Here is an 11511-nt window from a genome sequence, read left to right on the forward strand (position 1 = left end):
CCTCCCAAACGTCACATCGGTTTGTGGATCGCGCTCGGCTTGGGCGTGCTGGCGTTGATCGCGGTCGGCGGGGTGCTCGCCGGTCTCGTGCTGAGCGGTAACGACTCGGGCGGCAATACCGCATCGGCACCGACGACGAGCCAGCTGCTCGTCCCGCCGACACCGAAACAAACCACGCCGGGTTCTCCGCCGAGCACGAGCGGGCTCCCCGGCCTGCCCGGTCTCGGCGGCGGCGAAGATCTCGGCGCCACCATGGGCAGTATCACCGCCAATACCGGCACCGAGATCACCATGAGCACTCTCGGTGGATCCGATGTGCGAGTGCTGATCGACGATGCCACCCAGGTGATCTCGCTGACCAGCACGAAGGCGAGCGAGCTTCCCGTGGGCGACATGGTTATGGTGCAGGGCGACAAGAACCCAGACGGGTCGATCCACGCCAAGATCATTATCAGTACGGCGTTGCCGGGCGGCCCCCGATGAGCGACCCGCGCGTCGAATCCCCGGTGCTACCGGGCAATCACGGCGACGGCTGGATAGGCTAGGCGACGATGACGGCTATGTGGTTCGGGTTAGCAGCGATCGCACTCGTGGGTGCGGTCGTCCTGTTGTATTTCGATCGGGTCCAGCGGCAGCGCACCGGACACGCGAGACAGGTGTGGGCGAAGTCCCAGGGCTACACCTACGTGTCGGTGGAGCCCGCGCTCGCCTCGACGTGGCGCCGTGGCGCGCTGGCCAAGCTCGGCTATCTCTCGGCGGTCGACGTGGTCTCCGGTATTCGCAAGGGCGAGAAGTTCGTGCTCTTCGACCTGGAGGACGCCGCGACCCTGGTGGCCGTGCGACGCCAGATCGGTTCCGAGATCGATGTCGACATGCGGCTCAAGACCGCCGCGCCGCCGAAGGACCACGATCTGGAACTGCTCGGCGCCATCGGCGACCGGGTCGTGTTCGCCACCGACCCCGAGATCGCGCGCCACGCGGTGGATCAGCGGATGGTCGGCTTCATCGAGTCGCTGTCCGACACCGTGCAGATGCTGTGGAGCGAGGGCAACTGGACCCTCGGCATGCTCCCCGTCGGCAGCGGATCCAAGGACTGGGAGACCGCCATCGACGTGGTGCTGCGCCTATCCGGCCTGCTGCACGTGCTGCCCCCGGTGGCCGAGCCGAACGAGTTCACCCGGCCGCGGTCGAGTGCCAATCTCGCACCCGGTTTCCGACCCGAGTACGACGACGAAGACGACGATCGCGAATTCGCCGCGGGCCGTGCGGAATACGCTGATGTGGAAGAACGTGGCCGCGCCCGTTTCCCCGGCCCCGACGAACTCGACTCCGATGACGAGCCCTTCGCCCCCCGTGGTTCCGCGGCCCGCCTGCCCGATGACGACGAGCCCTATCGTGGCGCCCGCTTCCCCGAAGTCGACGCGCCCTCCGCGCCGCGTGGCTCTGCCACCCGCGACGTAGACGATCGCGCCCCGATCGGCGGCCGCGCCCCCGCTCTGCCCGCCGACTACGACCCCGATCTCGACGACCCCGAGTTCGAAGACCAGCCCGCGCCCGGCCGCCGCCCGCTCGGCGAACCGCCGAAGCGCCCGTCGCTGGCCGTCGTCCCCGAGCCGCGTCCCCGCCCCGAGCCACCGCTCGACGACGCGGAATCGGGTCAGCCGGGCGGACCGTTCCACCCCGGTTTCCGCCCTTACCAGGGCCCTGTTCCGAAGTGATCCACCTGCCGCGGTAGTCGTCGCGGCACCCCGTCGACCGGAATCGACCAGCGATGTCTGATAGTCCTTCACGTCTGCCCGGCGTGCACCGCCCCGTCGCGATGATCACCGGACCGACGTCCGGCATCGGGCAGGGTTTCGCCCACCGTCTCGCCGCCCTCGGCTACGACCTGGTCCTCGTCGCCAGGAACGAGGAACGCCTGCGCGCACTCGCCGACGATGTGGCCCGCCGTTTCGCCACGTCGGCCGAAGTCGTGGTCGCCGACCTGGCCGATGACGACGATCGTGCTCGCGTCGCGGCCAGAGCCGCCCAGGGCATCGAATTCCTCGTGAACAACGCGGGTTTCGCGCATTCGGGTGAGTTCTGGACCCTCGAGCCCGCGGAGCTGCAGGCCCAGCTCGACGTCAACGTCACCTCGGTCCTGCAACTCACCAGGGCGGCCCTGCCGCCGATGGTCGCGGCGGGCGCGGGTTCGATCGTGAATGTGGCGAGTGTGGCCGGGTTGATCCCCGGACGGGGGTCGACCTACTCGGCCTCCAAGGCCTACGTCGTATCCTTCACGGAGGGTTTAGCGGGTGGATTGGTGGGCACCGGTGTCCGCATCCAAGCGCTGTGCCCCGGATTCGTGCACACCGAGTTCCACGAGCGCGCGGGCATCGAGATGAGTTCGCTGCCCGAGCGCCTGTGGCTCGACGTCGACCAGGTCGTCGACGGGTGCCTGCAGGATCTGGACTCCGGCCGGGTGATCAGCGTGCCCGGCGTGCAGTACAAGGTGCTCACCGCGGTAGCGGGCTTCATCCCGCGCACCCTGGTGGCCCGCATGAATCGCGGACTCTTCAACGCACGCGGAAGGACATGACTTAGATGATCGACCAAGCACGTCAGGCGCTCACGAAGGCCGATCGCGACCAGCTGGCCGCCCTCGTGCGCGAGCTCGCGGTCGTGCACGGCAAGGTGACGCTGTCCTCGGGCAAGGAAGCCGACTACTACGTCGACCTGCGCCGCGCGACCCTGCATCACCAGGCGGCGCCGCTGATCGGAACGCTGTTGCGCGAGCTCGTCGCCGACTGGGATTTCGACGCTGTCGGCGGGCTCACCATGGGCGCCGATCCGGTCGCGATGGCCGTGATGCACGCGCCGGGCCGTCCGATCGACGCCTTCGTGGTCCGTAAGGCCGCCAAGGCGCACGGCATGCAGCGCCAGATCGAGGGCCCCAACATCGTCGGCAAGCGCGTGCTCGTCGTCGAGGACACCACCACCACCGGCAACTCGCCGCTCACCGCGGTGCGCGCGTTGCGCGACGCGGGCGCGATCGTGGTCGGCGTTGCCACCGTTGTCGACCGGGAAACCGGTGCTGACCAGGTAATTGCCGAGGAGGGGCTGGAATATCGATCCATCCTCGGTCTCGACGATCTCGCCCTGGGATAGCCTGAACAACGCCGAACCCGGATGACGACGTGGTCTGTCCGGAAAGTCTGAAGGACGTGTGAGTCACCTGTGGTGAGCATTGCAGTAAACAAAGGTCGCGACAACGTTGCGATGCTCGGGATCGGTGCCTACCGTCCGCAGCGCATCGTCACCAACGCCGAAGTGTGCGAGACCCTCGACTCGACGCCCGACTGGATCTTCGAGCGCACCGGTATCCACAACCGGCGCTGGATCAGTGGCGACGAGACGATCCGGTCGATCGCCGCGGCCGCCGGTGAGCGCGCGCTGAACAACACCCCGATCGATCGATCCAAGATCGGCGCGGTCGTCCTGTGCACGTCGAGCTGGCTCAAGCTCACCCCGCACGGCGCCCCCTCGGTGGCCTTCGACCTCGGGCTCAACGGGGTTGCAGCCTTCGATTTAACGTCCGGCTGCGGTGGCTTCTGTTACGGGCTCGGTGTCGCCGCCGACCTGATCCGCGCAGGCTCGTTCGACTATGTGCTGGTGATCGGCGCCGAGACGATGACCGTCGGCCTCGACCCCACCGACCGCGGCACCGCGATGATCTTCGGTGACGGCGCGGGCGCTGTGGTCGTCGGTCCGGCCGAGGACAACGGAATCTCCCCGACAGTCTGGGGCAGCGACGGTGAGAATGCCGAAGCGATCGCCCAGGACGTCGATTTCCTGGAGTACATGAACAAGGCGCAGGCCCTGCAGGGCACCGATCCGGCGGTCGAGGCCGTCGGCCGGATGTCGCTGCACATGGAGGGCCCCAAGGTCTTCCGGTGGGCCGCGGTCACGTTGCCGCGCGCGCTCTCCGCGGCGCTCGAGACCTCCGGCGTGGCCAAGGAAGACATCGAGGTGTTCGTCCCGCACCAGGCCAACGCCCGGATCAACGAGCTGATGAAGAAGAACCTCGGCCTGGCCGAGAGTGTCCCGATCGCCAACGACATCGAGAACACCGGCAACACCTCCGCCGCCTCCGTGCCACTGGCGATCGAGGAAATGCTGGTCACGGGCAAGGCGAAGGGCGGTCAGCTCGCGCTGCTGCTCGGCTTCGGCGCGGGTCTGAGTTACGCGGGCCAGGTAGTGACGCTGCCGCCCGCCCCGAAGGAACCGAGCTTCTGACATGCGAGGGCTGCGCGCCGCTTATCTGGGGGCGGCGGCGGTCACCGTGTTCGGTGCCGTCACCGGCCGCGACCGCCTGCAATGGGTCGCCAAGCCACTGCTGATGCCGCTGCTCGCCGCCGACACGGTGGCCGGCGGCGTCGATCTCGATCCGGCCGAACGCCGGCTGCTGCTCGGCTCGCTGGCCGCCGCGACGGTCGGCGATGTGCTGCTGCTCGACCCCGACGACGACCGCCGCCTCATCGCGGGCGCGTCGTCGTTCGCGGTCATGCAAACCGGCTACTCCCTGCTGTGGTGGAAGCGCGGTGCCCGGCCGCGCCCCGAGATCGCCCTCCCGCGCGTGGTGGCCTGGGTCGGCGCGGCGGGCTTGCTGCGCGCCAAAGCCCCGAACCTCGTTCTGCCGCTCACCGCCTACGGTGCGACATTGGGAACGGCCGCGACCCTCGCTTCGGACCCGGCTCTTGCCCCGGATGCGAAAAACATCGCGGGCCTGAACATTCCGAACTCCGACCCGCGCAGTCGCTACGGCGTCGGGGCCCTGCTGTTCACGATCTCGGATGCGCTGATCGTCGTGCGCCGCCTCTTCGCCCGCGACGACCGCACCCGCCGGATCGCCGAGGGCGTCATCCTGGCGACCTACGCCTGCGCGCAATACCTGCTCACTGTCCCGCCTCCCCGTGATCGGGGCCGAACGTAGGATCTCGCACCGGTAGCGTCTCGCGTTCCCGCTCGCCGGCGAGTTCGTGATACTCGGTGTCACACGGCGCTAACTCAGGTGTCGCCGGGCCGCAACACCTCGCGCGCACGCTTCCTAGATGAGTGGGGAAGCGCAGTTCATCGAGGTGCACGGGTATCGCCGGGCGTTCCGGATGGCCGGAACCGGTCCGCCGCTGCTGCTCATCCACGGCATCACCGACAGCTCGGGGACGTGGGCGCCGGTCTTCGACGCGCTCGCCGAGCACTACACCGTGATCGCACCTGACCTGCTGGGCCACGGCGAATCGGACAAACCGCGCGGCGACTACGCCGTGGCGGCCTACGCCAACGGCATGCGCGATCTGCTCAGCATCCTCGGCATCGAGCGGATCACCGTCGTCGGGCACTCGCTCGGCGGCGGTGTCGCGATGCAGTTCGCCTACCAGTTTCCCGAGAAGGTGGAGCGGATCGCACTGGTGTGCCCGGCGGGAATGGGTGCGGGGGTGCACCCCGCGTTCCGGCTCGCGACACTGGCAGGCGCAGGCCCGGCGCTGATGGCGATCACCAGCTGGCCGGTCCGCACCGCGGTGACGGCCGCGGTGCCGATCGTCACCGCACTGGGTGGCCTCGGCCTCGGTCCCGACGCCGAATACGTGCTCCGCCTCTACGGCCACCTCTCCGACTCCGGCGCTCGCAACGCCTTCCTGCGCACCATCCGCGCGGCCGCCGACCGCCGCGGCCAGACGATCACCATGCTCGACCGCGGCTATCTCGCCGCCCACCTGCCCACGCTGGTCGTCGGCGGCACCCGCGACACCGTCATCCCGTCGGGTCACGCGGATCGCGCGCACCGTGCCTTCCCGGGCAGTCGCATCGAAATCTTCGCGGGCGCAGGTCATTTCCCGCATCATTTCGACCCCGACCGCTTCGTCGCACTGATCCGCTCGTTCATCGAGGAGACCGACCCGGCCGTCTTCGACCCCCTGCGCTGGCAGCGCACCCTCCGCCGCGGTCGCCCGATCGTCGGTCTCCCGTCACCCGCGCCGTCGAACAACCCGGAGCCCGCTGTCGACCCCGCGCGGACGAACGGACACGCCCCGCTCACAGCGCCAGGATGATCCGATCCCGGTCCTGCGGGTCCACCCGAATCGGAACTGTCTGTCCGACAACCATTCTGGGCTTGTGCACCGGCATCACGTCCACCACGATCGTCCCGTGGTAGCTCTCGGACCCGGGCACCGTGAGCTCTACCTCGAACTCGGTGAGCTCACTCGCGTGATCGGTCCGGCTCAACGGGTGCACCCCGTCGATGCGCGCCCACCCCTCGAGCCCGTGCCTGAGCAATCGCCGATCCGCCCGCGTCGGCATCGAAGCCCACGTCATCGCGATCCCGCACGCCGAACCGAACAGCCCGACCATGATCATCACCTGAAACGGTGCGGTGCCCGGCGGCGCGTGCGGAGCCAACCACCCCAACCACACCGCGAGCGCGATCAGATACCCCGCCACGACGCCGATCAGCGCCCGCGAAACTCGCGCATGATCCATCACGCTCACCACCGAAAAGACTCTGTCCCTCCAGGATAAACGGCGATTCGGGGCGGTCGCGATTACGCTTCGGTCATGAGTTACCCGGACAACGGGCCCCAGGGCTACCCGCAGGGCTATCCCCAGGGCTACTACGGCCCGCCGCCCGAGCATCCGCAGGCCACCACGGTCCTCGTCCTCGGCGTGCTCGGCATGTCGCTGTGTGGGTTGTGCGCTCCGTTCGCCTGGCTCAAGGGTCGCGGCGTGCTCGCTGAAATCGATGGCTCCGGTGGGCAGATCGGTGGTCGCACGCAGGTGTACGCCGGCTACATCCTCGGCATCGTCGGTACGTGCTTGCTGGCCTTCACCGTCCTGATCTTCGGCGTCGCCCTGGTGCTGATGATCGTCGGCGCGATGGCCGATTCCTCGTCGTAGCGAGGCCCCGCCTAGCATTGCCGGGTGAATGAAGCAGAGGTCGCGGGCCCGACCGAGTGGGGCGAGCACCCGCACGGCCTCGGTCCGTGGGAGCAGGAATACGACACCCCCGTCCCCACCGACGCGCGCTATGACCCTGTTCTGCTGGCCGAGGGCGACCGCCGCAACGTCGTCGACACCTACCGCTACTGGACCCGCGAGGCGATCGTCGCCGACATCGACGCCCGCCGTTTCCCCTTCCATGTGGCCATCGAGAACTTCGGCCACGACGCCAACATCGGCACCGTCGTTCGTACCGCCAACGCCTTCGCCGCCGCCGCGGTGCACATCGTCGGCAGACGGCGCTGGAACCGGCGTGGTGCCATGGTCACCGACCGCTACCAGCACCTCGTCCATCACAGCGACCTCGCCGAACTGCGTGAGTTCGCCGCGCGTGAGGGCTTGACGGTGGTTGCCGTCGACAATGTGCCCGGCGCGGTCCCGCTCGAGACCGCCGAACTGCCACGCGAGTGCCTGCTGCTGTTCGGCCAGGAGGGTCCCGGCGTCAGCGACGACGCGAAAAACGCAGCGGCCCTGACCGTTTCGATCGCCCAGTTCGGCTCGACCCGCAGCATCAACGCCGGTGTCGCCGCGGGCATCGCCATGCACGCCTGGATCCGTCAACACGCCGACCTGTCTGCGGCCTGGTAACGGAATGGGCACGGAATGTCGGTACCACCTGGCACCATGGAGCCATGACCTCGCGCAGCGGCCGGCGCCCCCAGCCCTCTGATCGCGCCGGATCCGTGCCCACCCCGGCGCTGTGGTCCGAGCGTGCCGACATGGCCGAGTCCGCGATCGTCTCGCGGCATCTGCGGACGCTGTGGGGTTGTCCCGGAACGGAATTGGGTGTTGTCGGCTGGCCGGCGACTCGTCGCGAACGAGCGTTCGCGGGCTGGCACTACTGGTGGCAGGCCCACCTGCTCGACGTCGCGGTCGACGCCGCCAATCGTGTCCCCACCCCCGCCCGCCGCAGGCGCATCGGCGCGATCGCCCGCGGCATCCGGCTACGCAACATCACCGGCTGGACCAATCGCTACTACGACGACATGGCCTGGCTGGCCATTGCCCTGGAACGCGCCGAGCGTACCCAGGAACTCACCTCGGCGCGCAGCGGCCTGCTCGCCCTCGAACAGAAGCTCTACGGCGCCTGGGAACCGGAGGTCGGCGGCGGTATTCCGTGGCGGATCAAATCGGACTTCTTCAACGCCCCCGCCAACGGCCCGGCGGGCATCGCGCTCTTACGCCTCGGCCGGGTGGAGCGCGCCCGAGAGATGGCCGACTGGCTCGACGCCACCCTCCGCGACCCCGAATCCGGCCTGATCCTCGACGGGATCCACCTACCCTCGGGCGAGGTCGAACGCCCGGTGTTCAGCTACTGCCAGGGAGTCGTGCTCGGTCTGGAAACCGAGCTGGCCGTGCACACCGACGACGACGAACGTCACATCGAACGAGTCAGCGGCTTGCTGGCCGCGGTGGAAGAACACATGACCACCCGCCTGGTGATCAATGGTGGCGGCGGCGGTGACGGTGGGCTGTTCAACGGCGTATTGGCGCGCTACCTCGCGGTGGTCGCCCTGATGTTGCCCGGCGAGGGCAAGCAGGCCGAAACCGATCGGCGCACCGCCGCGGCCATCGTCAAAGCCTCGGCCACCGCCGCCTGGGCCAATCGGCTCGAGTTCGAAGGCGAGCCGCTGTTCGGATTCGACTGGAGCAAGCCGGCCAGGCTGCCGGGCGGCACCGCCGGCGCGGGCAAATTCACCGCGGGCGGTTCGGTGACGGCCTCGGCGGTGCCCGAACGCGACCTGTCCGTGCAGCTGGCCGGCTGGATGTTGATGGAAGCGGCCTACCAGGTCACCGCGGCCGGGCTGTAGCTCAGCGCTCGGACTCGACCGCGACGCTCGGCTCGAGGTCGTAATCCTCGACCGGCCGCGCCATCTCCTGGCGATAGTGCCGGATACCGAGGACGGTGCCGACGATCAGACCGACGACCAGCGTGCCGATCACCGCGGGCATCAGCCACGGAACCTGTTCGAGGAACTCGCCCGCGTAGTACCCGATCAACAACAGCACCGGCGCCCAGATAACCGCGCCGAGCGTGCTGGCGACGGTGTAGCGCCGATGATCCATCCCGGCCGCACCCGCCACCATCGGGCACAGCGTGCGCACCCACGGAATCCAGCGGGCCACCAGTACCGCGAGGAACCCGTGCCGTTCGAGCAGATCGGTGACCTTGGCCAGATTCTTGGTGTTGATATATCGGCCGTTCTTGCGCGCGACCAGGCGGTGCCCGGTTCGCGCCCCGACGACATAACCCACCTGATTGCCCGCGATCGCGGCGAGCATGGTGCCCACCGACAACGCCCAGACCTGAGCTTCGCCATTGGCGTGCGAGGCGAGCACGATGCCCGCGGTGATCAGCATGGAATCACCGGGCAGGAACAGCCCGATGATGAACGCGCATTCGAGAAAGACGAAAACTAGCACCACCGTGCAGACCACAGCGGGGCCTGCTGAGATCAGCGGATCGAAGCTGCCCATAGCGAGGGTCGACGGTACTGCGGTCACAGGGATCAGTGCGTCTCGTTCGTCGAAGCAGCCAGCTCGCCGCTCTGCGCCGACGCGCCCGGTGCGTTGCGGCGCTCGAGCACCTTCTTACCGACCGTGATGATCGCGGGCAGGATCGAGACGAACACGATCAGCAGGAAGATTCCCTCGATGTGGTCGCGGATGAACGGCACATTGCCGAGGAAGTAGCCGAGGATCGTGACGCCGCCACCCCACAGGACCGCGCCGACGATGTCGAACGCCACGTACTTGCGGTAGCTCATCTGCGACACACCGGCCAGCACCGGCATGAACGTACGCACGATCGGCACGAACCTGGCCAGGATGATGGTCTTGGGGCCGTGCTTCTCGAAGAACTCGTGCGTCTCGGTGACGTAGTGCTTCTTGAAGAAGCGGCTGTCTTCCTTCTTGAAGATGGCCGGACCGATCTTTCGGCCGATCCAATACGCACACTGGTCGCCGAGGAAGGCTGTGAGAATCACCAACGGCACGAGGACCCAGATCGAGAGGGTCGAGCCCGGTTGCGCGGCGAGCATGCCGCCGGTGAACAGCAGCGAGTCACCTGGCAGCAACGGGAACAGCAAACCGGTCTCGATGAAGACAATCGCCAGGATGGCGGGCAGCACCGCGTTCGCGAGCCAGGTCTCCTGGAGTAGATACATCGGGTCCAGCAACTGGGTCAACGCAAGGTTGGTCGTCACCGCATCGGATACCGCCAGCAAAGTCACGGCCCCCACAGTACCGGTCCGATCTGTGACATGAGTGCCCTGCGGGTGAACCTCAGCCCACCGGGTGATCTCGCGTTCGCCTTCCTAATTTAGGGTGTGGCCTGACAGAATTGGTTTTTGCTCCCCACAAGACGGAGGTCACTGCTGTGCCTATCGCGACCCCGGAGGTCTACGCCGAGATGCTCGGCCGGGCCAAGGCGCACTCGTTCGCGTTCCCGGCTATCAACTGCACGTCGTCGGAGACGATCAACGCCGCCATCAAGGGCTTCGCCGACGCGGGCAGTGACGGCATCATCCAGTTCTCCACCGGTGGTGCCGAGTTCGGCTCCGGTCTGGGCGTGAAGGACATGGTCACCGGCGCGGTGGCACTGGCCGAGTTCGCGCACATCGTCGCCGCGAAGTACGACGTGACGATCGCGCTGCACACCGACCACTGCCCCAAGGACAAGCTGGACACCTATGTGCGTCCGCTGATCGCGATCTCGCAGGACCGCGTGAACGCCGGTCTGAACCCGCTGTTCCAGTCGCACATGTGGGACGGCTCGGCCATCCCGATCGACGAGAACCTCGAGATCGCCCAGGAGCTGCTGAAGGCCTGTAAGTCGGCCAACATCATCCTCGAGGTCGAGATCGGTGTGGTCGGCGGCGAGGAAGACGGCGTCGAGGCCGAGATCAACGACAAGCTCTACACCTCGCCCGAGGACTTCGAGAAGACCATCGCCGCGCTCGGCGCGGGCGAGAACGGGCAGTACCTGCTGGCCGCCACCTTCGGCAACGTGCACGGTGTGTACAAGCCGGGCAACGTGGTGCTCAAGCCCGAGGTGCTGGCCGAGGGGCAGCGCGTCGCGGCCGAGAAGCTGGGCCTCGAGTCCGGTGCGCAGCCGTTCGACTTCGTGTTCCACGGTGGTTCGGGCTCGCTGAAGTCCGAGATCGAGGACTCGCTGCGCTACGGCGTGGTGAAGATGAACGTCGACACCGACACCCAGTACGCCTTCACCCGCCCGGTCGCCGGTCACATGCTCGCCAACTACGACGGTGTGCTGAAGATCGACGGCGAGGTCGGCAACAAGAAGGTCTACGATCCGCGCAGCTACCTGAAGAAGGCCGAGACCTCGATGGCCGCGCGCGTGACCGAGGCCTGCAACGACCTGAAGTCGGCCGGACGCTCCGTGAGCAGTTTCTGATTTTCGTACCAACCAACGGGGCCCGAGCTCATGAGTCTTGATGTCCGTGTGCTCGGGCC

At 67.7% G+C, this 11511-nt stretch carries 14 protein-coding genes; 11 read left to right on the forward strand and 3 right to left on the reverse strand.

Going from position 1 to position 11511, the window contains the following annotated elements; genetic code table 11:
* The 7 genes from ACFWF3_RS09005 to ACFWF3_RS09035 all read left to right on the forward strand — a co-directional run.
* On the forward strand, positions 1–483 hold a 483-nt coding region (locus tag ACFWF3_RS09005; RefSeq protein WP_379313155.1), incomplete at its 5' end, for a DUF5666 domain-containing protein.
* Positions 484–551: 68 nt separating this feature from the next.
* Positions 552–1718, forward strand: a complete 1167-nt coding sequence (locus ACFWF3_RS09010) for a hypothetical protein (RefSeq protein WP_378995864.1) — start codon at positions 552–554, stop codon at positions 1716–1718.
* Between the two features lie 53 nt (positions 1719–1771).
* Positions 1772–2578 carry an SDR family NAD(P)-dependent oxidoreductase gene (locus tag ACFWF3_RS09015; RefSeq protein ID WP_379313157.1) on the forward strand — a complete coding sequence of 269 codons (807 nt, stop codon included), beginning with the start codon at positions 1772–1774 and terminating at the stop codon, positions 2576–2578.
* Between the two features lie 5 nt (positions 2579–2583).
* Positions 2584–3147: an orotate phosphoribosyltransferase gene (pyrE, locus tag ACFWF3_RS09020; protein ID WP_358061648.1), complete on the forward strand. Its 564-nt coding sequence runs from the start codon at positions 2584–2586 to the stop codon at positions 3145–3147.
* Between the two features lie 69 nt (positions 3148–3216).
* Positions 3217–4275 carry a beta-ketoacyl-ACP synthase 3 gene (locus tag ACFWF3_RS09025; protein ID WP_378633570.1) on the forward strand — a complete coding sequence of 353 codons (1059 nt, stop codon included), beginning with the start codon at positions 3217–3219 and terminating at the stop codon, positions 4273–4275.
* Position 4276: 1 nt separating this feature from the next.
* On the forward strand, positions 4277–4972 hold the full coding sequence (locus ACFWF3_RS09030) for a lysoplasmalogenase family protein (protein WP_379313158.1): 696 nt from the start codon (positions 4277–4279) through the stop codon (positions 4970–4972).
* Between the two features lie 118 nt (positions 4973–5090).
* Positions 5091–6089: an alpha/beta fold hydrolase gene (locus tag ACFWF3_RS09035; RefSeq protein WP_379313159.1), complete on the forward strand. Its 999-nt coding sequence runs from the start codon at positions 5091–5093 to the stop codon at positions 6087–6089.
* Here the strand turns inward: ACFWF3_RS09035 and ACFWF3_RS09040 are convergent.
* A complete protein-coding gene (locus ACFWF3_RS09040) occupies positions 6073–6519 on the reverse strand; it encodes a hypothetical protein (RefSeq protein WP_379313160.1) in 447 nt (148 codons plus the stop codon). The two genes, ACFWF3_RS09035 and ACFWF3_RS09040, sit on opposite strands and share 17 nt — an antisense overlap.
* 75 nt (positions 6520–6594) lie before the next feature.
* On the opposite strand from ACFWF3_RS09040, the gene ACFWF3_RS09045 reads away from it, so the two are divergent.
* From ACFWF3_RS09045 to ACFWF3_RS09055, 3 genes are all read left to right on the forward strand, one after another.
* Positions 6595–6933, forward strand: a complete 339-nt coding sequence (locus ACFWF3_RS09045) for a DUF4190 domain-containing protein (protein ID WP_379313161.1) — start codon at positions 6595–6597, stop codon at positions 6931–6933.
* A gap of 24 nt (positions 6934–6957) precedes the next feature.
* Entirely contained in the window at positions 6958–7623 is a 666-nt protein-coding gene (locus tag ACFWF3_RS09050) for a TrmH family RNA methyltransferase (RefSeq protein ID WP_378995876.1), read from the forward strand.
* Between the two features lie 131 nt (positions 7624–7754).
* Positions 7755–8846, forward strand: coding sequence for a glycoside hydrolase family 76 protein (locus tag ACFWF3_RS09055; RefSeq protein WP_379313162.1), 1092 nt, complete (start codon positions 7755–7757; stop codon positions 8844–8846).
* A 1-nt stretch (position 8847) separates the two neighbouring features.
* Here ACFWF3_RS09055 and ACFWF3_RS09060 read toward each other — a convergent pair whose 3' ends face one another.
* Both ACFWF3_RS09060 and ACFWF3_RS09065 read right to left on the reverse strand, forming a co-directional pair.
* On the reverse strand, positions 8848–9513 hold the full coding sequence (locus ACFWF3_RS09060) for a DedA family protein (protein ID WP_378995916.1): 666 nt from the start codon (positions 9511–9513) through the stop codon (positions 8848–8850).
* Positions 9514–9545: 32 nt separating this feature from the next.
* Positions 9546–10202, reverse strand: a complete 657-nt coding sequence (locus ACFWF3_RS09065) for a DedA family protein (RefSeq protein ID WP_378995918.1) — start codon at positions 10200–10202, stop codon at positions 9546–9548.
* Positions 10203–10414: 212 nt separating this feature from the next.
* Here ACFWF3_RS09065 and fbaA point away from each other — a divergent pair, with 212 nt between their 5' ends.
* On the forward strand, positions 10415–11452 hold the full coding sequence (gene fbaA, locus ACFWF3_RS09070) for a class II fructose-bisphosphate aldolase (RefSeq protein ID WP_378633585.1): 1038 nt from the start codon (positions 10415–10417) through the stop codon (positions 11450–11452).
* Positions 11453–11511 lie beyond the last annotated feature (59 nt).

The sequence above is a fragment of the Nocardia sp. NPDC060220 genome, from assembly GCF_042727815.1.
Taxonomy (GTDB): domain Bacteria; phylum Actinomycetota; class Actinomycetes; order Mycobacteriales; family Mycobacteriaceae; genus Nocardia.

Excerpts from the sequence above, each read along its gene's own strand:
- ACFWF3_RS09065 (WP_378995918.1), bottom strand. The coding sequence starts at position 10,202 with ATGTATCTACTCCAGGAGACCTGGCTCGCGAACGCGGTGCTGCCCGCC.
- ACFWF3_RS09055 (WP_379313162.1), top strand. The coding sequence starts at position 7,755 with ATGGCCGAGTCCGCGATCGTCTCGCGGCATCTGCGGACGCTGTGGGGT.
- ACFWF3_RS09010 (WP_378995864.1), top strand. The coding sequence starts at position 552 with ATGACGGCTATGTGGTTCGGGTTAGCAGCGATCGCACTCGTGGGTGCG.
- ACFWF3_RS09030 (WP_379313158.1), top strand. The coding sequence starts at position 4,277 with ATGCGAGGGCTGCGCGCCGCTTATCTGGGGGCGGCGGCGGTCACCGTG.
- ACFWF3_RS09040 (WP_379313160.1), bottom strand. The coding sequence starts at position 6,519 with ATGGATCATGCGCGAGTTTCGCGGGCGCTGATCGGCGTCGTGGCGGGG.
- ACFWF3_RS09060 (WP_378995916.1), bottom strand. The coding sequence starts at position 9,513 with ATGGGCAGCTTCGATCCGCTGATCTCAGCAGGCCCCGCTGTGGTCTGC.
- ACFWF3_RS09015 (WP_379313157.1), top strand. The coding sequence starts at position 1,772 with ATGTCTGATAGTCCTTCACGTCTGCCCGGCGTGCACCGCCCCGTCGCG.
- pyrE (WP_358061648.1), top strand. The coding sequence starts at position 2,584 with ATGATCGACCAAGCACGTCAGGCGCTCACGAAGGCCGATCGCGACCAG.
- ACFWF3_RS09035 (WP_379313159.1), top strand. The coding sequence starts at position 5,091 with ATGAGTGGGGAAGCGCAGTTCATCGAGGTGCACGGGTATCGCCGGGCG.
- ACFWF3_RS09045 (WP_379313161.1), top strand. The coding sequence starts at position 6,595 with ATGAGTTACCCGGACAACGGGCCCCAGGGCTACCCGCAGGGCTATCCC.